21 protein-coding genes and 2 tRNA genes are annotated in these 22,691 nt (G+C 34.5%); 16 read left to right on the forward strand and 7 right to left on the reverse strand.

Annotation, left to right across the window (positions count from 1 at the left end):
- Positions 1-3: 3 nt before the first annotated feature.
- Both T530_RS0106290 and T530_RS0106295 read right to left on the reverse strand, forming a co-directional pair.
- Positions 4-510, reverse strand: coding sequence for an O-acetyl-ADP-ribose deacetylase (locus T530_RS0106290; RefSeq protein WP_027728278.1), 507 nt, complete (start codon positions 508-510; stop codon positions 4-6).
- A gap of 1 nt (position 511) precedes the next feature.
- Positions 512-585 (reverse strand) — tRNA-Ala (locus tag T530_RS0106295).
- A 169-nt stretch (positions 586-754) separates the two neighbouring features.
- Between T530_RS0106295 and T530_RS0106300 the strand changes: the two genes are divergently transcribed.
- Positions 755-831: transfer RNA gene (locus T530_RS0106300), tRNA-Met, on the forward strand.
- Positions 832-984: 153 nt separating this feature from the next.
- The gene (locus T530_RS13730; protein ID WP_051537861.1) at positions 985-1,317 is read left to right on the forward strand and encodes a hypothetical protein; all 333 of its coding nucleotides are present in this window, start codon (positions 985-987) and stop codon (positions 1,315-1,317) included.
- Here the strand turns inward: T530_RS13730 and T530_RS0106310 are convergent.
- From T530_RS0106310 to T530_RS13740, 3 genes are all read right to left on the reverse strand, one after another.
- The gene (locus tag T530_RS0106310) at positions 1,286-1,729 is read right to left on the reverse strand and encodes a peptidyl-tRNA hydrolase (RefSeq protein WP_051537862.1); all 444 of its coding nucleotides are present in this window, start codon (positions 1,727-1,729) and stop codon (positions 1,286-1,288) included. The genes T530_RS13730 and T530_RS0106310 overlap by 32 nt on opposite strands.
- Positions 1,730-1,771: 42 nt before the next feature.
- Positions 1,772-2,191, reverse strand: coding sequence for a helix-turn-helix transcriptional regulator (locus tag T530_RS14710; protein WP_051537863.1), 420 nt, complete (start codon positions 2,189-2,191; stop codon positions 1,772-1,774).
- Positions 2,192-2,629: 438 nt separating this feature from the next.
- Positions 2,630-3,142 carry an O-acetyl-ADP-ribose deacetylase gene (locus T530_RS13740; protein WP_038073909.1) on the reverse strand — a complete coding sequence of 171 codons (513 nt, stop codon included), beginning with the start codon at positions 3,140-3,142 and terminating at the stop codon, positions 2,630-2,632.
- A gap of 95 nt (positions 3,143-3,237) precedes the next feature.
- On the opposite strand from T530_RS13740, the gene arfB reads away from it, so the two are divergent.
- On the forward strand, positions 3,238-3,648 hold the full coding sequence (gene arfB / locus T530_RS0106325; RefSeq protein ID WP_027728280.1) for an alternative ribosome rescue aminoacyl-tRNA hydrolase ArfB: 411 nt from the start codon (positions 3,238-3,240) through the stop codon (positions 3,646-3,648).
- Between the two features lies 1 nt (position 3,649).
- Here arfB and T530_RS0106330 read toward each other — a convergent pair whose 3' ends face one another.
- Positions 3,650-4,093, reverse strand: a complete 444-nt coding sequence (locus T530_RS0106330; protein ID WP_051537864.1) for a peptidyl-tRNA hydrolase — start codon at positions 4,091-4,093, stop codon at positions 3,650-3,652.
- A 78-nt stretch (positions 4,094-4,171) separates the two neighbouring features.
- Between T530_RS0106330 and T530_RS0106335 the strand changes: the two genes are divergently transcribed.
- Positions 4,172-4,993, forward strand: a complete 822-nt coding sequence (locus tag T530_RS0106335; protein WP_027728282.1) for a DUF72 domain-containing protein — start codon at positions 4,172-4,174, stop codon at positions 4,991-4,993.
- A gap of 103 nt (positions 4,994-5,096) precedes the next feature.
- Here the strand turns inward: T530_RS0106335 and T530_RS13745 are convergent, their stop codons facing one another.
- Entirely contained in the window at positions 5,097-5,552 is a 456-nt protein-coding gene (locus tag T530_RS13745; protein WP_051537865.1) for a very short patch repair endonuclease, read from the reverse strand.
- Between the two features lie 195 nt (positions 5,553-5,747).
- Between T530_RS13745 and T530_RS0106345 the strand changes: the two genes are divergently transcribed.
- From T530_RS0106345 to T530_RS0106400, 12 genes are all read left to right on the forward strand, one after another.
- Positions 5,748-6,851: a DNA cytosine methyltransferase gene (locus T530_RS0106345; RefSeq protein WP_051537866.1), complete on the forward strand. Its 1,104-nt coding sequence runs from the start codon at positions 5,748-5,750 to the stop codon at positions 6,849-6,851.
- Positions 6,844-8,625 (forward strand): ATP-dependent endonuclease, encoded by a 1,782-nt coding sequence (locus T530_RS0106350; protein ID WP_027728285.1) that lies wholly within the window; start codon positions 6,844-6,846, stop codon positions 8,623-8,625. Before T530_RS0106345 ends, T530_RS0106350 begins: the two co-directional genes overlap by 8 nt.
- 16 nt (positions 8,626-8,641) lie before the next feature.
- Entirely contained in the window at positions 8,642-9,928 is a 1,287-nt protein-coding gene (locus T530_RS0106355; RefSeq protein ID WP_027728286.1) for a DNA cytosine methyltransferase, read from the forward strand.
- 5 nt (positions 9,929-9,933) lie between these two features.
- Complete coding sequence (locus tag T530_RS0106360) at positions 9,934-11,562, forward strand: ATP-binding protein (RefSeq protein ID WP_027728287.1); 1,629 nt, start codon at positions 9,934-9,936, stop codon at positions 11,560-11,562.
- A 2-nt stretch (positions 11,563-11,564) separates the two neighbouring features.
- A complete protein-coding gene (locus tag T530_RS0106365) occupies positions 11,565-13,706 on the forward strand; it encodes a Z1 domain-containing protein (RefSeq protein WP_027728288.1) in 2,142 nt (713 codons plus the stop codon).
- Positions 13,707-13,710: 4 nt separating this feature from the next.
- On the forward strand, positions 13,711-14,658 hold the full coding sequence (locus T530_RS0106370) for a PD-(D/E)XK motif protein (protein ID WP_027728289.1): 948 nt from the start codon (positions 13,711-13,713) through the stop codon (positions 14,656-14,658).
- Positions 14,651-16,702 carry an McrB family protein gene (locus T530_RS14715; RefSeq protein WP_051537867.1) on the forward strand — a complete coding sequence of 684 codons (2,052 nt, stop codon included), beginning with the start codon at positions 14,651-14,653 and terminating at the stop codon, positions 16,700-16,702. The genes T530_RS0106370 and T530_RS14715 overlap by 8 nt, the downstream gene beginning before the upstream one ends.
- Positions 16,703-16,737: 35 nt before the next feature.
- On the forward strand, positions 16,738-17,541 hold the full coding sequence (locus T530_RS0106380) for a KilA-N domain-containing protein (RefSeq protein ID WP_027728290.1): 804 nt from the start codon (positions 16,738-16,740) through the stop codon (positions 17,539-17,541).
- Positions 17,542-17,569: 28 nt separating this feature from the next.
- The gene (locus T530_RS0106385; protein WP_027728291.1) at positions 17,570-20,035 is read left to right on the forward strand and encodes a DUF2357 domain-containing protein; all 2,466 of its coding nucleotides are present in this window, start codon (positions 17,570-17,572) and stop codon (positions 20,033-20,035) included.
- Between the two features lie 17 nt (positions 20,036-20,052).
- Positions 20,053-20,460 (forward strand): (deoxy)nucleoside triphosphate pyrophosphohydrolase, encoded by a 408-nt coding sequence (locus T530_RS0106390; RefSeq protein ID WP_027728292.1) that lies wholly within the window; start codon positions 20,053-20,055, stop codon positions 20,458-20,460.
- An 81-nt stretch (positions 20,461-20,541) separates the two neighbouring features.
- Positions 20,542-21,414 (forward strand): TatD family hydrolase, encoded by an 873-nt coding sequence (locus T530_RS0106395; RefSeq protein ID WP_197018248.1) that lies wholly within the window; start codon positions 20,542-20,544, stop codon positions 21,412-21,414.
- Positions 21,415-21,504: 90 nt separating this feature from the next.
- Positions 21,505-22,668 carry a GGDEF domain-containing protein gene (locus T530_RS0106400; protein WP_027728294.1) on the forward strand — a complete coding sequence of 388 codons (1,164 nt, stop codon included), beginning with the start codon at positions 21,505-21,507 and terminating at the stop codon, positions 22,666-22,668.
- Positions 22,669-22,691 lie beyond the last annotated feature (23 nt).

Consider the following 22,691-nt stretch of genomic DNA (forward strand, 5'->3'; position numbering starts at 1 on the left):
CTACTAAACAAAGTCCGGATAATCTTCTTTAGCGTATCCAAACTCCCGCTCCCCAAACAGCACCAGCGTAATCTCATCAAAATCATCCTGATGCAGTTTCATCGTCTCAATTGCCACCCTAATAGCATCTCGCTGCGGGTAACCATAAACACCGGCAGAAATTAGAGGAAAAGCAATTGTCTTAAGTCCTTTTTCTTTTGCAAGATTCAAAGAATTTTCATAGCAGGAAGTAAGAAGAGCCTCTGCTTCAGATGGAGTATGTTCAAAATAAATCGGCCCAACAGTGTGAATCACGAATCTGGCAGGTAAATTATAACCCTTTGTGATTTTAGCTTCGCCGGTTCGGCACCCATGAAGTGTACGGCACTCAGCAAGAAGTTCCGGCCCGGCAGCATAATGAATCGCTCCATCAACACCGCCGCCACCCAGCAGCGAAGAATTTGCAGCATTAACGATTGCATCGCAGCGCAGTCTTGTAATGTCACCTTTGATAATTTTGATTTTTCCCATATGGAGCTGATGGGACTTGAACCCACTACCTTTTGAATGCCATTCAAACGCTCTAGCCAGGTGAGCTACAGCCCCGATGATTTTATTATACCACATTTATAGGGTATATTTGCACTTTTTATAAATAACAAAAGTGCAAAAAATGCACTAAATCCATACTTAAAAAGTGCAAACTTCATCTTAAAAAATGTCCCCACCGTGGCGACCACTAAACAAAGCAAATCTATTATAGTTTAGACATCACAGCGGGTTGGAGCACTGGTTGTGGCTCACGAGCCTCATAAGCTCGACGTCGGGGAAGTTCGATTCTTCCACCCGCTATAGATTTTTTTATTTCAAAATGATACTTTCATTTCATAAGGAGATTAGGTATTCACAAATTGCATTTTAAGAAAACAAAAGAGTCTTATTGAAAACTATCCTTCATTGCAAAACATTTTAGCCAGAAAAAATGAAACTTTTCAGGAACGGCTTATGCATCTAATCTGGAATAAAGGTCTTTCTGAAATCCAGATTTACAAAACTGCAAATATCGACCGCAGATTGTTTTCTAAAATCCGCTCCGATGCAGATTATCATCCGCAAAAACAAACAATACTTTCTTTGATTATTGCATTACATCTTAATTTGGTGGAAGCAGAAGACTTGTTATCAAGAGCGGGCTTCGCTTTTTCACCAGTAGACACTATAGATACTATTTATCAATTCTGCATTGAAAATAGTATCTATGATTTTAGAATAATTGATGAATTAGTTTACGAGCAAACCGAATTAATTAATCCTTATACAACTGAAACTTCTTACTGATGCTATGAGCAACTTCATCCTGCAGAGGCTTAAACCAGATTCCGACGGTGCATCGGCCTTCGCCATTCTCATCCACCCATTCAGGAGTAAGCTCTGTAAGACAGGCATCGTTTATCATTCCAAAATCCTGATTTTCAACCAGCCCAAGATTCAGAGCCATTTCACGAGCCTGTAGTAATTTATTAAGATTTTTTGCTTCACAAATTGTTTTTGTAATGCGGCCATTCAAATAGTCATCATATAACTCGCGGTCTAAATCAAAAGAGACGTGAATTCTTCCATCCTGTTCCATAAGATTTCTTTTGATAAGCCATATCCAGTATCCCTCTGCACAATGAGCAACCATTGCCCCAAGCTTTCCTGCAGAAAGATGCAAATCCTTTCTGATGATAAATAATCTTCGCATTCCCATAAAGTTGTTTTCCTTTTCAACTGGTAACAAATTGTGACCGGTTCATATTACAAGCTCTTCCCGAATCTCTTTCATCGCCTGTTCAAAATCCTGAACCCGACCTTCTTCAATATCTGCCAGACCTTCAAGCAATTGATTAACTAGAGTTCTATAAGTTTTATATTCAGGAGTATTTTCGCGCACTTGCAAATCAGAAAAATCAACCTGCTTCAGAACATACAAATCCTCAACATGGCATTTATAAAGTTTCGACAAAATATCAAAGTTTTCGATGCATGGAATATTCTTACACTTTTCATTTTCCCAGGCGTAAATTGCCACTGGCGTCTCGAATCCAAAAATTTCCTGCAGCTGCTTTACGCTATATCCATTTTTATTGCGCAAATCTTTTAAGAGTCTCGAGGTTGCCGGTATATCAACAACAGTCCGTTTTGCTGGTTGAATTGAATATGAATATTCCATACGCACATTATAAAAGGAATCTGCAGAAAGAAACAGTAAACTGTTAGTTTAAAATTAGAAGACTACTGTCGGGTTTTAGCCCGAAGGCTTCAGCATTTTAAGCAAACATTTTAAGCAAAAAATGTAGTTTTCTGAAATTTACTGAAATTTTTGAGTTGAAAAATATGTAAAACGATGCTAAATTGTGCATATTGTGACATGCTGAAACATGTGAAAAGGTTTTGAGAGCTTTTCCAAGCCCCTCATAACCCGGAGGCCGCAGGTTCGAGTCATGCCCTCGCTATAACAGACCACTCATAAATGAGTGGTTTTTTGTTTTAACATGAAGCTTACTGAACCTCAATAGACAAATAAGACCAAAAATAGTGGCATTCTGCCCTAAGACACCTACAATTTATTACAAGTTAAAAAAAGCTAGAACCGAAAGCAAGCTTTTCGCTATTTTTCTACAAACTCAGGATAGTCATCTTCTGCAATTCCAAACTCCCTCTCCCCAAACAGCACCAGCGTAATCTCCTCAAAATCCCCCTGGTGTATTTTCATCGTCTCCACCGCAACCTTTATCGCCTCTCGCTGCGGATAACCATACACCCCGGCAGAAATCAGCGGAAATGCAATAGTCTTCAGCCCCTTCTCCATAGCGAGCTTCAACGAATTTTCATAACAGGAAGTCAGAAGCGCCTCAGCCTCTGCGGGAGTATGCTCATAATAAACAGGCCCAACAGTGTGAATTACAAATCTCGACGGAAGCTTATAACCTTTCGTAATTTTAGCTTCCCCAGTTCTACAACCGCCAAGTGTACGGCATTCAGCAAGCAGCTCCGGACCGGCTGCGTAATGAATTGCACCGTCAACACCGCCGCCTCCAAGAAGGCTTGAATTAGCAGCATTTACGATTGCATCACAAGCTAACTTAGTAATGTCACCTCTGATAATTTTGATTTTTCCCATATCCACATTATATCACATGTCCGGAGAATTTTTAAAACCAACAGTTTAATGACAAATCAAACTTTTTTTGCTAAATTAAATTCAAAAATCACAAAATGAACCGAACAAAACTTCACGAATCCATAATCAATAATTCTCAAATGACTTTTGCACGCAGTGGCGGTAACGGCGGGCAGAATGTAAACAAAGTAAACACAAAAGTTCATCTGGTAATTCCAGTTACTTCACTCGGCGGGCTTACCGATACAGAACTTATTCGCCTTCGCACAAAGCTTGCCGCCATCATTAATAAAGAAGACTGCCTTTTCCTCGACGCTGACGACGAACGCTACCAGGAACGCAATCGTGAAATCGCACTTTCCCGCCTGGAAAACCGGATCGTGCAGGCTCTGGTCATTCCCAAAAAGCGAATCAAAACAAAGCCGACCCGTGCAAGCAAAGAACGAAAGTTAAAACTAAAGAAAATCCGCAGCGAAATCAAGAAAAATCGCGGTAAAATCTGGTAGGTTAATCCCTATAAAGCTGAAACTTCTTGCTGATGATATGAGCAACTTCATCCTTAAGCGGTTTAAACCAGATTCCCACAGTGCATCGGCCTTCGCCGTTTTCATCCACCCATTCAGGAGTCAGCTCAGTAAGGCAGGCATCGTTTATCATCCCAAAATCCTGATTTTCAACCAGGCCCAGCTCCAGTGCCATATCGCGCGCCTGCAGCAGTTTATTCAGATTTTTTGCCTCACAAATCGTCTTTGTAATCCGTCCGTTCAAATAATCGTCATAAATTTCGCGATCCAAATCAAAAGAAACATGAACGCGCCCATTCTGCTCTGAAAGATTTTTCCGGATAAGCCAGATCCAATATCCCTCCGCACAATGCGCTACCATTGCACCAAGTTTTCCCGCAGAAAGATGCAAATCTTTTCTGATGATAAATAAACGTCGCATTCCCATAAGTCCATTATAATAGATTTTAGAAAAATAATACCCTCAGCAATATTTTATATTTTCAAAATCCCCTATAATACCCCTATGTCCCATATCCTGATCGGCACCAGCGGCTACGACTACCCCGAATGGAAAGGCGTTTTCTATCCGCCGGAATTAAAAAGAGCAGATTTTCTCGCCTGGTACGCAACACAGTTTGACGCTGTGGAACTCAACTCCACCTTTTACAACATGCCCACCGCCGACCGCCTTCTTTCATTTTACGACCGAAGCCAGGGCAAACTCCACTTCAGCATCAAGGCAAACCGCCTCCTCACACACGAAATCGCCCCAAACTGGCAGACCGCCGCCAGCGACTTCAAGCTGGCCCTCAATCCTCTGCAGGAAAAATCCACCCTAAGCGCAGTCCTTTTCCAGTTTCCCCAGAGCTTTCATTACACAAAGGAAAACCGACTCTACCTTGCAAGCCTTATCGCCGCTTTTGAAGGCTTCCCCGTCGTCATCGAGTTCCGCCACAAGGAATGGATCCGCGAAACCGTTTTTGCCGGCCTGATTCAAAGAAAAGCCTCGATTGCCTTCTGCGATATGCCCCTGCTGAAAGCCCTCCCCAATGCCGATTTTCAAACCAGCCTCTATTCCCAGTTCATCGGCCCCAACGCCTACATCCGACTTCACGGCCGCAATGCCGCTGCCTGGTACGCTTCTTCCCCCTCTCCAGCCCAGCCAGCTCCCAACCCAAGCGCCCGCTACGAATATGACTATTCCCCCGCCGAACTCCAAAACTTCGTCCCCGTCATCCGCGCCGCCCTCTCCGAAGGCCGCAAAGTCCAGGTCTATTTCAACAACCACCCCAAAGGCCACGGCGCCAAAAATGCCCAGGAGCTGAAAGAACTGTTAAATATTTAGAAAGGAAGGGGAAGTCTCCCCTTCGCTCCAACCGTCCGCACGCAAGCGCGCTCCCGTTTTCCGCTAACCCCTCTGCGGGGACACCCCGCAACGCCCCGTTTTATTATCCCTTTATTTCCAGGAATGCTTCTTCCGGAAGTTCCAGCCACTGGATAATTTGCTCAGTGACCCTTTCAATTTTCTGCCTGGAGTTTTTCCCGCGGATTGCACATTCCCAAACCACACAAATCCGCCAGCACTGATCCTTATAATACTTTATATTTTCCGCATCCCGAGCCTTATTACGCTCAAATTTCTTCTTCCAGAATTCCTGATTCGACTTAGGAAAAACAAAATACCGGCAGCCTTCGTGCGCGTGCCAGAAACACCCGTTTATAAAAATCACCGCATAATAATGAGGAAAAATCAGATCCGGCTTCCCCGGATACCTCTTGTCACAGATTCTATACCGAAATCCCGCCCTAAAAAGCACCTTCCTGATAACTTTTTCCGGCTTAGTATCCTTCGACCGGATTCGAGACATATTCTTATGACGACTTTCAGGAGACAGGGTGTCCATAAGGAAAGTATAATGCAGAATTCCCGATTTATTAAGAAGGAAAGGCCCCCCCTAGTTTCAAACGCCATCTGTGTTTTCCTCTTTCCAACAAGCGGGATCAATCGCTGCCCGCAACGCCATTATAGCTAAAAATTTGTAGCAAGTTATTTCAAATAAAATATTTTACTATTTATAAGTTTACTATATTAATATTATATGCAAAAACACACTTTTAGTGATATAATAAGTTCAATTAAATTGGAGGATAATATCTTGCGAGCAATTGACTTTTTCTGCGGTGGCGGTGGCATGACAAACGGACTCATTCAGGCTGGAATAGAAGTCATTGCAGGTGTGGATTTAGACCCAGAAGCAAAAGAAACTTATGAATATAATAATCATGGTGCAACTTTTGTAAATGCTGATATAACAAAACTTCCATTAGAATATTTTAAAAACGAATTCGGAGTTCAGTGTAACGATGATGAAATGATTTTTGTAGGTTGCAGTCCATGCCAGTTCTACAGCATTATCCGTTCTTCAAAAGAAAAATCTAGGAAAACAAAAGATTTACTTTTATATTTTGAAAAGTTCATTGAATATTACCGCCCGGGGTATATTTTGGTTGAAAATGTTCCTGGAATCATGAGTAATAAAGAAACAATTTTAAATGATTTTTTGGCGAAACTTGATGAATTGGGCTACGGCAACAAAGAAAATGGACGTTGTGTTTATGATGTCGTCAACATGAAGAATTACGGCATTCCGCAGAATAGAAGAAGATTTTCACTAATTGCTACTCGTTTAGATAGAAAAGTTCATTTACCAGAAACAGAAAATCATATCTACACTGTTCGTGAAACCATAGGTAATCAAAATCTTTTTCCGCCAATTTCTGCTGGAGAATTAGATTTTAATATTGCAAGATTTCATTCTGCAAAAAAATTATCGGACTTAAATATCACGAGACTAGAAAATACTCCTGAAGATGGAGGAACAAGGCTTTCTTACAAAGACAATAAAGATTTAGTTCAAAGATGCTACATAGGTCATGATAAATCTTTTACAGATGTTTATGGGCGACTATATTGGGATTCTCCATCACCAACTATAACAACAAAATTTTTAAGTATTTCAAACGGAAGATTTGGGCATCCAGCCCAGAATAGAGGTCTATCTATCAGAGAAGGAGCGACTTTGCAGTCATTTCCTTTTAATTATCAATTTAAAACAAAAAGTCTTCTTACTGCTGCTAGACTGATAGGAAATGCTGTACCCCCAAAATTTGCAAGGAAAATCGGAGAATTAATAAATGAATAAAGAATTAATAGAAAAGATAAAAAAAACTTTTGAACATGATAACACTTTTGAAAAGTTTCCAGATTTTATAACGGATATTCACTTTCCTTGCTTTAAGGGGCTTGTTCCCTATTCAGAAATAAAGTTTCAGTTTCCATTAACTGTCTTAGTTGGTGAAAATGGATGTGGCAAGACTTCTGTATTACAGGCGCTGGAAACGGCACCAGGAGGAAGTTCTTATTCTCAAAAATGGTTTTCTACAAGAGTTGATCCGATACCTGAGAATCCACGTCCTGCATTTTGGTATTCATACAATAGTTTACTTGCAAAAAAAAATGTTGAAGTTCTGAATACTCGCATAAAGCATGATAATAATCCTGACTATTGGGAACCATCTCGTCCTGTTGAAAAATACGGAATGAAACCTTTTCCAAAGGAAATGGCAAAAACTGCAGGGGCATCTGGAACTCGTTGGAATGGAACAAAAAGACCTGTAATATATTTGGATTTTCGTGGAGAATTAAGTGCATTTGATAAATATTTTTATTTTGGCGATAAACCTAATACCATTACTCTAAAGACCAAGCAGGATTATATTCGTTATTATTCTGTATATTTAAAAGGCATTATTGATGGCTGGGTAAAATCTGGTTTTACTTATAGAAATGTTAAAAAAGTTGATAATATTTCTAAGTTATCTACCGAAGAAGTTAGTATTATTTCAGAAATTCTTGATAAGAAATATTTAGAAATAACAATAATGAATCATAGCTTTTATAAACAATGGGGAAACAGTGTTTATTTTAAATTAAAAAATGTCAATACAGAGACTTTTAATGGTAATTACACAGAAGCTTTTGCTGGTAGTGGTGAATCTGCAGTTGTTAAATTAGTACATCAGGTATATGAAGCAAAAAAAGGGTCTCTTGTTTTGTTAGATGAACCCGAAGTTTCTCTTCATCCAGGTGCACAAAAGCGCTTATTAGATTTTTTATTAAATCAAGTTTTCTTAAAAGGGCTTCAAGTTATTTTGTCAACTCATAGTCCGGCTATTGTAGAAGAATTGCCAAAAGAAGCTATAGTTCTTTTACATCAAACTCCAGATGGCATGTTCTTACCAAAATCTGGAATCGAACCAGATTTGACATTCCAGTATATTGGACACACAAATACGCAAAAAGCAAAAATAATAGTTGAAGATAATGCTGCAAAAGAATTAGTTGTATCTTGTTTAAAATTATATGATGCTGAGGCGGAAAAATCTGTTGATGTTACATATCATGCTGGTGGCGCAAAGGATATATTAAAAGAAGCTGTTATATTATCAAGATTGGATGAAAAAAATGTTTATTTAATACTTGATGGTGATATGAATAAGTGCAGTATTCCGAACAATGAAGATATTGCTACGTCAAACTTGGATTCTAAAATAAAAGAAATAACAGGTGTTGAGACAAATAAATTAGGATTTGTAGCTGATAGTGGAAAATCAAATAATCAATTAGAACTTGAAAAGCGAAACTATCTTTCTTTTTTAAGAACACATTTATTCTTTATCCCAGCAGATACTCCAGAAGAAATTATATGGAATGCGAGTAAGTGCGAAAAACCTAATTTAACAGAAGAAAATTATAAAGAGCGTATAAAGAATTGGGTTGAGAGCGAAATCGGAGAAGACGTAAAATCCACTGATATTGAAACATACAGAAAGCGATTATGTAAGAGTCTTGATTTTGACAATGAATATATAAAAGAATTTATGAAGATTATCAAAATAGTTTTAATGGGAAAATAATAAGAGATGTTTATAAATGAATGAAGATAATAAAAAAACAAATTTTACTTTTATTGATTTATTTGCAGGTATTGGCGGATTTCATCAAGCAATGAAAAAACTTGGTGGAAAATGTGTGTTTGCTTGTGATATTAATGCAGATTGTCGTAAAGTATATAAAAAAAATTTTTGTCCAAATGAAGAATTCATACTTGAAGGGGATATTAAAAAAGCAATTGAAAATAATATAATTCCACAATTCGATGTTTTATGTGCAGGTTTTCCTTGTCAAACATTTTCAAAATCAGGTAATCGTACAGGTTTTAATATTGTTGAAAAAGAAAACGGTGAAAAAGATGAACGCGGACAATTATTTTTTCGCATAATTGACATTCTTAAAGAGCATACAGAATGTAAATATTTCATATTAGAAAATGTTAGGAATTTGGCTGACAATAAAGACAATTGGAATATCGTATGTTCTGAATTAAAAAATCAAAACTTTATAATAACTGAAGAACCCATTATAGAATCTCCAGAGAATTTTAATGTTCCTCAAACTCGAGAACGAGTTTATATACTTGGAATAAAAAAAGGTATTATAACTGGAAAGGATAAAATTACACGGAATGATTTAAAAATCGATATACAACATAAATATTTTAGTGGAAATTGTATAGATTGGATAATTGATAAATTTGTTAATCCTAAATACATAATTGACAATAATACAGAAATCGCAAAAGTATTAAATTTGTGGGAAGAGTTTTTACAGGAACTTAGAAAAACGAATACAATAAAATCACCATTTTGGCTTTTCCATGCTGGTGTAGGAAAACAATATAATTTGGAATACATATTTTCCGAAGAATATGATTGGCAGAAAATCCCAAAATGGAAACGATGCCTACTTTTTAAGTCAAGAATAATGTACACATCTAATAAGAAATTCATTGATAAATGGGTTGAGAAATATAATATGACAGAGAAATTCCTAATACATCAAAAATTCGAATGGAATGCTTCAAAAGATTGCCAATCCATAAAGCAAGGAATAATTCAAATTCGCCAATCAGGAGTTAGAGTAAAAAGTCCTTCTGTTTTCCCATCACTCGTCGCTATGAATAATACACCCATTATTTGGGATTTCCATATAAACAAATATCGTTATTTGTCAGTTAAAGAATGTGCAAAACTTCAAAGTTTTGACCCTGATTTCAAGTTTTCTGATAATGACAATATTTCTTATAAGCAGCTTGGAAATTCTGTAAATGTAAAAGTGATAAAAATAATTTCAGAAGGACTTTTCAATATATCGGAGTGATAAACATGGGTAATACAAAAACTATAAATATCCGACCGACAACTGGTGTATATGCAACCTACAAAAATATTAAATATGATGCATGGACTGCGATAGCAGAATTCGTTGATAATTCTACACAGAGTTATTATGACCATGAAAAAGAATTAAAAGCATTAAAAGACTGGAACAGCCTTGATATATATATAACTTATCAAAAAGATGCTCAAGGAAATCCTTTTATTGAAATAAAAGATAATGCATATGGTATGAATTTTAAGAATTTTCAGCGTGCAATTATATTAGATAGTAAACCAGAAAAATCAACACGTTCAGAATTTGGAATGGGACTAAAAACTGCGGCTTGTTGGTTTGGACTTAACTGGAGTGTTGAAACAGTAGAACTTAATAGTTGTAAGAAGTATAAAACTTCCGTAGATGTAGAAAAACTTAGTCGAACAAAAGACGAAGAAATATCATATGAAGAAATCGAATGCGATAAAAACGAACATGGTACTATTATTAGAATATGGAATTTGAATAGAAAACTTTTCGGTCGACAAATACAAAATACAAAAGATAAACTGAGAGGTATGTATCGAGTCGATTTAAGAACGGAAGAAATTAGAATTTATTATAATGGGGGAAATGGAATTGAACTTCTAAAATACGAGACTCCCCAAATATTTAAAGAAACTCTTCCAGATGGAAATGTAAAAGAATGGAAAAAAGATATTTCCTTTGAAATAATTGGTGATAATTATAAGGTTTATCATGTAAATGGTTTTATAGGTATTCTACAAAAAGGTGATACTTATGGTGCTGGATTTACTCTCATTCGTCGAGGAAGAGTAATAACGGGTGGTTATGAAGATTGTTATCGTCCAAGAGAAGTTTTTTCATCATCAACTACAGGAGCTTATCAACGCCTATTTGGAGAATTAAATCTTGACGATTGGCCTGTAACACAGACAAAGGATTCTTTTGATTGGTATAATGGACTTGAAGACAAATTAATTGAAAAACTTGTAGAAGTTTCTACTGATTTTAAGCGCAAAGCTCTTGAAAATAAAAATCCACCTAAAAAAACTGTGAATGTTGGAATAGATAATACAACAATCAACGAATTTGCCTATGCGGGATTAATTCAAAATGCAATTGTAAAACAAATCGAAAAAGAAGATGAAAAAACAGAATCTGTTATACAAATTCCTTCTAAAGATGAATCAGATAGTTGTTTATTATTTCCCCAAATGGATGAAATTAGAGTTGAAGGAAATGATAATACACAAATTTCTTTTGAGATTTCAAGCAGAAAGTACATCTTAAATTTCACCATTAAAAAAAATAATTCAGATGAAAAATGGTTAGTTGTATCGCCAAAGAAAAATAATAATTCTGCAATAGAAGTAGATGTAGAATGGAATATTGTTCATCCTTTCTTTACATCTTGTTTTGTAACACAAGAGAATTTTGACTCCATGAAAAAATTTGTATTTGCATTAGTTCTATCAGAGATTGAATCAACTTACACGTCATCTGAAACTTTAAAATCAGATTCTCCTGCAGATATAGATTATACTAAAATTAAAATTTCACCTTTTGATATTCGAGAAAAAATGAATGAAACTCTAAAAGCTGTAATTAGGAGTTAGTAATGACAAATCTTTTTGATATGAATTATGTAAATAATCTCTCAGAAGCATGGAATATTTCTTTAGAAGGTTTTTATTCCGATAATATTAAGAAATACTTAAATGAAACCGGAATACCGGAGGAAGGAATTTCTACAATTTTCTCAAATGCAGCAAAAACTCTTAGTTACTGTCCCAATCCTAATACAATAATTCATGAACAAGAAACGGGAATTGTCATAGGTAAGGTACAAAGCGGAAAAACATCAAATTTTATATCCTTGATATCTCTTGCATTTGATAATAGTTATGATATAGCAATAGTACTTGGTGGAACAAAGAAACCTCTTCTACAGCAGAATTCCGATAGAATTAAAGAATATTTTTCGTCAATTAAAAATGAAGTCTTTGTTTTAAATACAAAAGAAAATGAAGATCATCTAACAGAGGAGAATATAAGAAAATTTATCCAAAGGGGTAAGAAAATAATCATCGTTGGTTTGAAACATGTAAAACATATCAATGCAATTATAAATATTTTTAAAAATAATGATTTATGCGAAAAACCTGTATTAATAATTGATGATGAAGGGGATGAGTATTCCTTAAACACTAAAGTAAAACAGAAAAAGGAAAGTTCGACTTATTCAGCAATTCTTAGTTTTAAGAATACTTTACAAAAACATTGTTATGTTTCTGTAACGGCAACGCCACAGGCAAATCTACTAATCAACAAAATTGATGAACTTTCTCCAGATTTTGGAGTTCTAGTACCACCAGGAGAGGGCTATTGTGGTTTGGATGTATTTCATACAGATAATACCTACACAGTTACAATCCCGGCAAATGAGGAACCTTTAATTGATGTAGGAATTCCAGCATCATTAAAAAAATCATTAGCAATGTTTTTTGTGGCTTGTGCAATACAAGGTCATAGAACACACAGAAAAGATAAACTTTCAATGCTTATTCATATTAGTCAGTTCAAAAAAGATCATAATGTGGAATATGAAAAAATACAAACATTAATAGATGAGTGGACACAAAAAACAAGTAACAAAAAAGATATATCATATCAATCTGTCTACAAAATAATGAAGGATGCATATGAGGAATATGAAAAAGGAGTTGTAAGAGACTTTCCGCAATTTGATGAAATTGAAGATGAAATTATTTTTGCTATAAAAAATAGTCATGTTCACAAAATCAATGGAGATAATACCTTAAACGGTGAAGATGAATTCTATGATTATAATATTTATGTTGGCGGTACGATGCTTGGTCGTGGATTAACTATAAAAGGTCTATGTATTACATACATAACAAGAACTGCTAAAAATTCATCAAATGTGGATACAGTACAACAAAGAGCAAGATGGTTCGGTTATAAAACTAAATATCTAGATTTATGTAGAATTTTTGCTGTTTCAAAAATTTTAAATGAATTTATGGATATTAGAGATCATGAAGAAGATTTATGGCAAACAATAGAAATGACAAATTCTCAAGGAATTGATTTTAAAAATATGCCTAGAATTTTTTCTCTTAGCGACAATCTAAAGCCTACAAGAAGTTCAGTAGCAGAAGTAGAAAGTTATACATTTTATTCTTGGAATAAACAAAGAGTTTTCCAAGATGATGAGGCATATACAAAAAGCAACATAAATATCATTAACAGATATAAAAAAAATAATGAACAACAACTTCAAACTATTAATCAACGAAATGGAGCTCCTTTTTTAATTCTCAGAGATGCTGATTATTTTTCAGTTTATTCTGAATTTTTAGAAAAGTTTATTTTTCCAGAAGCATCTAAACTTAACCAAGGTATACTTGCAAAACTATATCAACTTTTAAAATATAAAAACCTAACTCCAAATATTGATGTAATTTGGATGCGAGATGGGAAAACTTCAAAGCATCCTGTAAATAATGAAACAAAAATTATTTCAAATTATTTTGTTGGTAGAAACCCTAAAGACTTATCTAAACCTGCTAATTATGAGGGCGATGACAAACATTTCATTAGAGCTAATACAATGCAATTACAGATTCATATGATTGAAAATAAAGAAACTGGATTTATAAGTCCAACGCTAGCAATCTATCTACCAAATGAAATAATTTCAAAACTAACAGGATTAATCGTACAAAAGGATATTTAAAATTATGGAAATTATAGATTTTTTCAAAACAAATTTTATTAAAGTAGACAATATTTCTGATTATAAAATTGCAGAATATGAAAAGAATTTTTTTGTTGGAATTGATAAAGAAAATAATATTGTAATTGTTTTTAAACCTAATAACCAAAATGGAAGACCTTACAATATATCGACAAAATCTCTAACATTAGAATGTAATGCAAAAGTTTCATTTTCATCTGAAAATAAAGAAACTGTCCATATTTTGAAATGCCTTTTACATACAACAAAAGAGAAGGAAATCTTTTTAGAGATTTCAAAACTCTTTATAAATGATGACTATTCAGATAAATATATTATAGAAGTTTTTAATACATTACAAAATTTTTTTTCGAGTAAAAAAGAGTTAAGTGATAATGAATTAAGCGGTTTTTATGCTGAATTATATACGATATACAAATTCCATGAATTACTAAATATTGAACAATATTGGCAATCAAAAGATAGATTAAAATTTGATTTTTCTTTTAGTGAAAAAGTTAAGCTAGAAATTAAAGCGACAACAAAAGAAATTCGTCAGCATCATTTTTTACATGAACAGTTAAACTCTAAATATTTTGAAATATTTATTTTATCCTATATGTTTAGATACGATGATACTGGACTATCTTTATTTGAGTTAATAAATCTTGTAAAACCAATTCTTTCAAATAACAAAGAATTGTATATGAGATTAACATTTTTAGAGAAAAATACAAGTATCGAACATCTAAAAGAATTAAAATATAATCAAATCTACACAGATGAAAATATGCATTTCTTTAAAGCATTTGATATTCCTAAATTTAAAGAAGAAACGCCATCTGGTGTATCAAAAGCTGAATATGATTGTTCTTTAGAAAACATATCTTTTTTAGAAACGAACGATTTTGTAGATAGGATTAATTTAATTACTGGAGAAGAAAATGACTAAAGAAGAAGCGAAATCCCTTTATAATGATTTCCATAAACAATTCCCAATTGAAAAATTAAAAAATTTGCCTATTGAAGAATATACGAATTTAAATCGGGATGATTCATTTTGTTATTGGCTTGAAACAAAAACAGAGGATTTAGGAAGTTTTGGGGGTGGATCAGCATATAAATTTGGAATCTACAAGGCATCTGGAAAAATAAAACCATCAAATAAGACAATGGATGATGGTGTATATGCCTGGTATAAAAAATATGGAAATACAAGAGACGAAGCTTATAAAAAAGTCCTATCAAATATTATAAAAGTTGCCGAAGCAGCTCAAAATAAAGAATATTCAATTATAGATACAATTGATTTAGGATGTAGCTATAAATGGAAAATTGCATATCTCTATTCTAATATGTCCCTGCTTAATTTTTTTAAAGAAGTAGGTATTCGTTTTATTGCAAAGAAACATGGTCTTGAAAATTATAAAAAAATACCTATTTCACAAATACAATCATATCTAATATCACAGGCTCATGGTAAAAACTTATTTGATTATTCTTCTGAACTTTGGAATGAATGGTTAGAATCTGATGAAGGTAAGAATCAAACTGATAAAGAATTAGCTATAGAAGATAATGAGTTTGACACATCTAATGAAACTAAAGTTTATTTCAAATCATCACCAGCAATTCCATTTACCTTAAAAGGATTTGAAAAAAATAAATATATAAATCGCTTTACAGCTTCTTTATTAGCAAAACCATTTGTTATTCTTACAGGAAATTCTGGAACAGGAAAAACAAGAATTGCTTTACAGTTAGCACAATATTTAAATGTTCCAAGTGTCAATGAAAGAAATCCTGATGATTTATTTAAAATAGGAGATTCATTGAATGAATGGACTGTTCGAAATATTACAGATGATACTATTTATCTTTCTAATGAAAAAGAACCTGCAAGACTCCGTCCAATTCAAAAAGATTTACTTCAAGAATTTATAGATTTTTATGCAACAAATCCTGAATATCTTACTAAACAAGGAAATGAAGATAGAAATCTTATAAAAGAGTCTCCGAATGCAAGATTTGACAAATTTTTATACGGTTTTGATGCAACAATTCGTGTAATGGCGAAAAAAGTTCTAGAAAATAAATCAGAAGTTCGTTATGAAAACTTTAGGAATACCCTTCTTGTTCCGGTTGGTGCAGACTGGACTGATAACACAAAAATTCTTGGTTATTTTAATCCTCTTGCAAATAATGGAACTGGAGATTTTATAAAATCTGAAGTTTTAAATTTTATAGAACTCGCAAAAGATAATTCAAAGATTCCTTTCTTTCTGATTCTTGATGAGATGAATCTTTCCCATGTAGAACGCTATTTTTCAGACTTCTTAAGTGCCATGGAATCTGGTAAACCAATTCTTTTATACAAAAAGCCAGAGAATTGCGAATCAACTGTAGACGAAACAATTACACTTCCGAAAAATCTGTTTGTAACTGGAACTGTAAATATTGATGAAACAACTTATATGTTCAGTCCAAAAGTATTAGATAGAGCAAATGTCATTGAATTTACACCAAATAGAGATGATGTTCTAAAAATATTCAGCCAAAAACCAGATATCCAGGAAATTCAACCAGCACCAGATGGCATGGCAGAAGCTTTTGTAGAACTTTCTGAAAAAATCAGTAACTTTGAAAATGCTCCTTTAACTGATGCTGGTGCTGAGTTAAACAGAATATTTGGTGAATTATATGATATTCTAAAACCAGCAGGATTCGAATTTGCATACAGAACTACAAAAGAAATTGTACTTTATTACTGTGCAGCAAAATCTCTTAACAATGAATTAACTACATTAGATATTATTGATCATCAAATTGTTCAAAAGATTTTACCAAAAATACATGGAAACAAGAAACAAATAGGAGAACTTTTGTTCAAATTAAAAGAGATGCTGTCAAAATATGAAAAACTAACACTCAGCCAGGAAAAAGTTAATTCAATGATTGATAAACTTGAAAAATACCAGTACACAAGCTTTATCTAGTTAAAAATAAAAAATCCTAGTGGAGGGTGCAGAATATGTCAAAAATAAAAGTTCAAGAATCTGAAATTACTGTTATTGAAATTAACGAAAAAGACTATATTTCCTTGACAGATATGGTAAAAGGCATTGAGAACGGTCTTGCCCTCATTGAAAAATGGCTTCGCAATAAAAATACCATAGAGTTTCTTGGTATCTGGGAAGAAATGTACAATCCTAATTTTAATTCCCCCGAATTCGAGGGAATTAAAAATGAAGCAGGTTTGAACAGATTTATTCTTTCTGTAAAACAATGGACTGAAAAAACCAATTCAATTGGAATAATTGCAAAGGCTGGTCGTTATGGTGGAACTTATGCGCATAAAGATATTGCTTTTGAATTTGCAAGCTGGGTTTCGCCTCAATTCAAGCTGTATCTCATCAAAGAATTTGACCGCCTTAAAGAAAAAGAACAGCAACAGTTTGGCTGGTCTGTAAAGCGTGAACTTTCAAAACTTAATTATCATATTCATACGGATGCTATAAAACAAAACCTCATTCCACCGGAACTTTCTCCTCAGAGAATAGCTTATGTTTATGCCGAAGAGGCTGATGTATTGAATGTTGCTCTCTTTGGAATTACAGCACTAGAATGGAGGAAATCAAATCCAGAGTTAAAAGGAAACATCAGAGATTATGCTTCTATAAATCAGCTTATCTGTCTTTCAAATCTTGAGAACATAAATGCTGTTTTTATAAACAAAGGAATGCCTCAAAGTGAAAGACTTCGTGAATTAAATACTATTGCTATCCAGCAGATGAAGGTTCTGAATAATATTGAAGAGAGAAAATTGTTAAATTAGGAATTTAAGCATTAGGTAATTGAAGACAATGAATTTTGCGGGCCTGTTATATCATGTAGATTCTTCTCTTTGTATAAGGATTTTTCCAGCAGGGCTCAATAATAAGATTGACTGGACATCAACGACATTTTCTGAAAAATACTTTGCCTTTTATAATTTTAAGGAAAGCCAGTGTAAAGAAAATTACATCGAATTTTCTAATGCTGAAGAACTGAACATTCATCCATTAAGATTAAAGGAAACTGTCCGCTATAAATGCAGAATTGAATCAGAAGATGACTCTGACAATTTTAGTCCTCATTTTAAAAATGAATCAAACAAGCTTTTAAAAATTGAACGTGATGAAAAAAACTCTTTCACTTTTCAGTTTATTAATTATCTTGGAAAAACAAGCATACTTTTTAATGACGGGCAAAAAGAATGTTCATTCGATTTTGAAATCGTTCCTGATAAGATTAACTATGAGGAAGATTATGTAAAACTTACAGAAGCAATAGCAGAAGAATGTTCTGCTTTACTACTTGATTATACAAGTCCTACTTCATTAAATTTTCAGCAAGATTCATCCAAAGAATCTAACATACTTGAGCAGTTTATATTTCTACGTCAGTTCTGTTTTTCAGATAACTTAGAAAGCCTTTTCGCATCAATAAAAAGAAATCCAGACAGAATTCTCGTAAAAGAAGAAGAACTCAAACCTTTTGGCACAGGCATTCCTTCCCAAAAATTCTTTTCAAATCCATTTACTCATAGCCGTGGCTGGATAAAAACAGCTGATGGCAATTATTTACCAAGTGAAGTTGCAACCATTCATAAGTATGACAGTTATGATACCTCTGCAAATAGGTTCATAAAATTTGCATTAATCACATTCAGCGAAATCTGCACAAAAGTTTTAGAAAAAGTTTTCATCGATAAAAATGGGATTGAATACTATTCAGAAGCCTCAAAGATTCTTAATCAGATAGATGATATTCTGAATGATTCCTTTTTTGATGATATTAATGAACTGACGATAATGCCTGTAAACAATCAGGTCTTAGAAAAAAGAGAAGGGTACAGCCAGATTTTTAATGCATTCTCTATGGTTGACCTGGCATTGAAATTATACTGGAAAGGCAAAGATGATGTGTATTCAGGGGAATCAAAGAATACAGCATTGTTGTATGAATACTGGCTTTTCTTTGAACTTCGTAAAATAATACATGAACTCTCTGGAAAAGATAAAACTAAAAATGCTGTTGAACCATATACTCAATTCATTAATGATACAAATGGATTAACAATTTCTTTACAGCAGGGAAATTCTTCTTTACAAAGTTTTATCTTTGAAAATGAAAAGTTGACTATAAATCTTTATTACAACAGAACATTTTCGCCATCTCAATTCAACGGCTCTGTTTATTGGGGATCCTATTCCCGCCCATTCCGCCCTGATTATACACTGGCAATTTTTTCATCTAAATATAAAAAAGAAATTGAAGCTATCAAAGATGGAAATGTTTCTTACATTCACTTTGATGCAAAATATAGAATCCAAGATCTAACTCAATTCATAAATTCAGATAAAAAGCAGATTTCAGAAGAAGTCCTAGAAAAAACAGAAGAACAAATTTCAGACAAAGAAAACGAAGAAATTGTTCAAGAAAAGAATGATGAAATCATAAATACCTACAAACGCGGTGATTTGTTAAAAATGCATACTTACAATGACGCAATCCGTAAAACCGTGGGTAGTTATGTCCTTTATCCTGGTAATAATAACAATTCAGGGCAAAATGAAGTATCTTCTTCTTATGATGAAATTCTTCCTGGTGTTGGAGCTTTTGCAATCAGGCCTGGCAATGAAGATGCAGGACATAATGAAATCAAGAAATTTATAAAAAAAATCATAGATTTTAAATCAAATCCTGCTGGTCGTTTAGCAAGAAAGAATTATTTTGACAACATGATACTCTCTTCTGCATCTGAGAAAACAGCTGTAAAGCCGCTTCAAAATGAAGAATTATGTATGCTTGGATTCTTGAGAAATGACTATTTTGAATGGCTAAAAAATAATCATTTAATTCCAACAAACGAAACTGACAATAACTTTACAAAATTAGAAGACGGGATTTATTTTTATTATCATGCAATTCGCGATGGATATGTTTATCCATTACATAAAGATATTTCCAAAGCAACAAAATTCTGTGCCTCGACAACAGATTTCGGAACAGAAACAGATATCTCAAAATATAAAATTCTTCCTTTCCTTGCAGATATTATTTCTACGCAACTTGTTTCTGCCGACGACTTAGGTAGAAAGTTAAAAGAAATGAATAACGGGAACGGATATGTTCCAAATAATGAATTCAAAGCTCAGTTCTATTATTTGGTAAAATTAAAAAATTTGCAGAATTTAAAAATTAGCGGAGATATGATTTCACAGAAAGATTCTGGAAATATGGCTATAAGCCCTTATTCTCCAAAAATTATTGAATTACAAGATTAAAATAACTGGATAAGTATATGAACCACATCACCGTCTCCGGAGCCATCATCCTCCGCACAAATCCAACTACCCACCAAAAAGAAATCTTCGCGACCCAGCGCGGCTACGGCGACTGGAAAGGGTGGTGGGAAATTCCCGGCGGTAAACTTGAAGCCGGAGAAACTCCTCAAGCCTGCATTGTCCGTGAAATCCGCGAGGAGCTGGCAACAGAAATCCGTGCTGAAAAAATCCTTAGCGTGGTCGAATACGACTATCCGGCCTTCCACCTGACTATGCACTGCATTTTATGCACTATCGTTTCGGGCGAACTTAAACTTCTGGAACACGAAGCGGCTCGCTGGCTCACACGCGACACTTTGAGTTCCGTTAACTGGCTCCCGGCAGACCAGCTGATTTTGGATAAAATCGAAGAAATATTGCAATAAAATCTCCGCTTTTAAAAATTGCTCTGGCGGGTAATGCGTGTTATATTTTAATAGAGTAGTTTTATGTATTCTGATTCATTGATGAATTTTTTTCAAATTACGGAAGAACTCGGCACGCAGCAGGGGGCAGACAGCCTTTTTGAGATGGAAGGAAATGGCGTCACTTTTGCACTGGATAGCGGAATTCACACGGATGACATCTGGGCGCGAACTGCACGCGTGGAAGAATGCCTTGATTTAATCGATGATGACATTCAAAAAAAGCATATCCAGGACATGATGTATTTTACGGCCGGTGTTATGCCTGATTCTGATTCTGTGGATAATCGCTTTGAAGTCATCGAAAATCTTGAAAATGTAATCAATGATTTTAAGGAAAGCGACAGCATTTTTGCCTCTCATCTTGTGGGAATCGGGCCTGGCGGAATCGACCACGACTGGGATTCTCTTGAGTTTAAAGGCCGCGACCACGAATATTTTGACTATGATACTGTAAATGATGAAAAAGATTTGTTTGCCCTTCAGCTGACTCTGGCTAAAAAACTCAATATGCCTTTTGTTCTTCATAGCCGCAAGGGATTTAAAGAAACTTCCGACGTATTAAAAGCTGTAAAATGGAATAGGGGAGTCCTTCACGGATTTTCCTACAGTCAGTCTGAACTGGAATTTTTCCTTGATTTGGGCTGGTATATCAGCTTCAGCGGAACTGTCACTTATGCCGGCAAAAAGAACTTCACTGATATGTCAGATTTGCTCAACTACGTCCCAAAAGACCGCCTTTTAATTGAAACAGATTGTCCTTTTTATCCGCCGGTTCCTGTAAAAAGCGGTTCAAACGTTCCTGAAAATATCAAATACATCTATGAATACATTGCTTCAAAAAGAAATCTCACAAGCCGCAAACTCAGCGAAATCGTAGATACGAATTTTAAGACTCTTTTCGGGCTTAAGTAATTATTTATATAGAAGAAAAGTCCTGATTTCATAAAATTTGTCCTTTCTCCAAAGTGTGATAAAATTAAAGTAGCAAAATTTGGAGATAAAATGGAAAAAGTCGACTGGCTCTATTTTCAAGTAAACCTTGTTTGCCTTTTGATTATGGCTAAACTCTGGCGAACTGTATTTTATGATTACAAATCGCAATATGAATCCCGCCTTTTTTCTTATGTTCTGCTTTCTACAACAATTTTTACAATTTCTGATGCGGGCTGGATTATTTTTACTTCCCTGCTTTTTCCGGGCAATATTTTTGTTAATTATCTGATTAACATTGTTTATTTTATTTCATCGGCCTTTATTGGAATTACCTGGTTCTGGTTCTGCGAGTTTATTCTTGGCTTTGATTTTAAGAAAAATAAACCTCTTCTTGTAATTCTCCATCTTCCTTTCCTGGCTCTTTTCCTTATGTCTCTTTCTTCGCCTCTCACACACTATATTTTTTACATTGATGATGCAAATGTTTACCAGCGCGGCCCTTACCACATTCTTCAGGTTTTCTGCATGAATATTTACTTTATCATCACAAGCATTCAGGGCCTTATCCGCCTTTTTGATAAAAACGAAATCGCGATGAAAAAGAAATATATTTCTATTTCCACACTGATTTTATGGGCTTTCACCGCGCAGATGATTCAGGTCTGCATTCCGGGCTATCCGACAATAGAAATCGGACTTGTAATGGCGCTTTTCAGCGTTTATGTTGAACTCCGAAATTCCATCATTTCGATTGACCAGCTTACCCAGATTAACAACCGAACCCAGCTTTTAAAATATCTTTCACAAAAGTTTAAGACCTTTAATGGAAATGATTCTTCTAAAAATCTCTATCTGATGGTGCTTGATGTTGATGATTTTAAGCACATAAACGACAAATTCGGTCATATGGAAGGTGATTTTGCCCTTAAACTTGTTGCTGATTCCCTTAAAAAGGTTGCCGCAAACACAAGCTGCTTTATTTCGCGTCTTGGCGGTGATGAATTTGTTGTTGTTACGGAAAAAGAAAATGATAGCCTTGCTGAAAATCTTTCTGAAACAATCAGAAATCAGATTATGAAGGACAGCAGCAATACAGAAAAGAAATACAAAATTTCTGCTTCAATCGGTTTTGCCAAAAAAGACGACAACAACTCTACGGTTGCTGACCTCTTAAAAAGCGCCGACGAAGCAATGTATCACAACAAGCAGGAACATAAAAAGCTGGCTAACTAAACTGGCGGCCAAAAGTGCCACCC

The sequence above is a fragment of the Treponema sp. C6A8 genome (genome assembly GCF_000619925.1).
GTDB lineage: Bacteria > Spirochaetota > Spirochaetia > Treponematales > Treponemataceae > Treponema_D.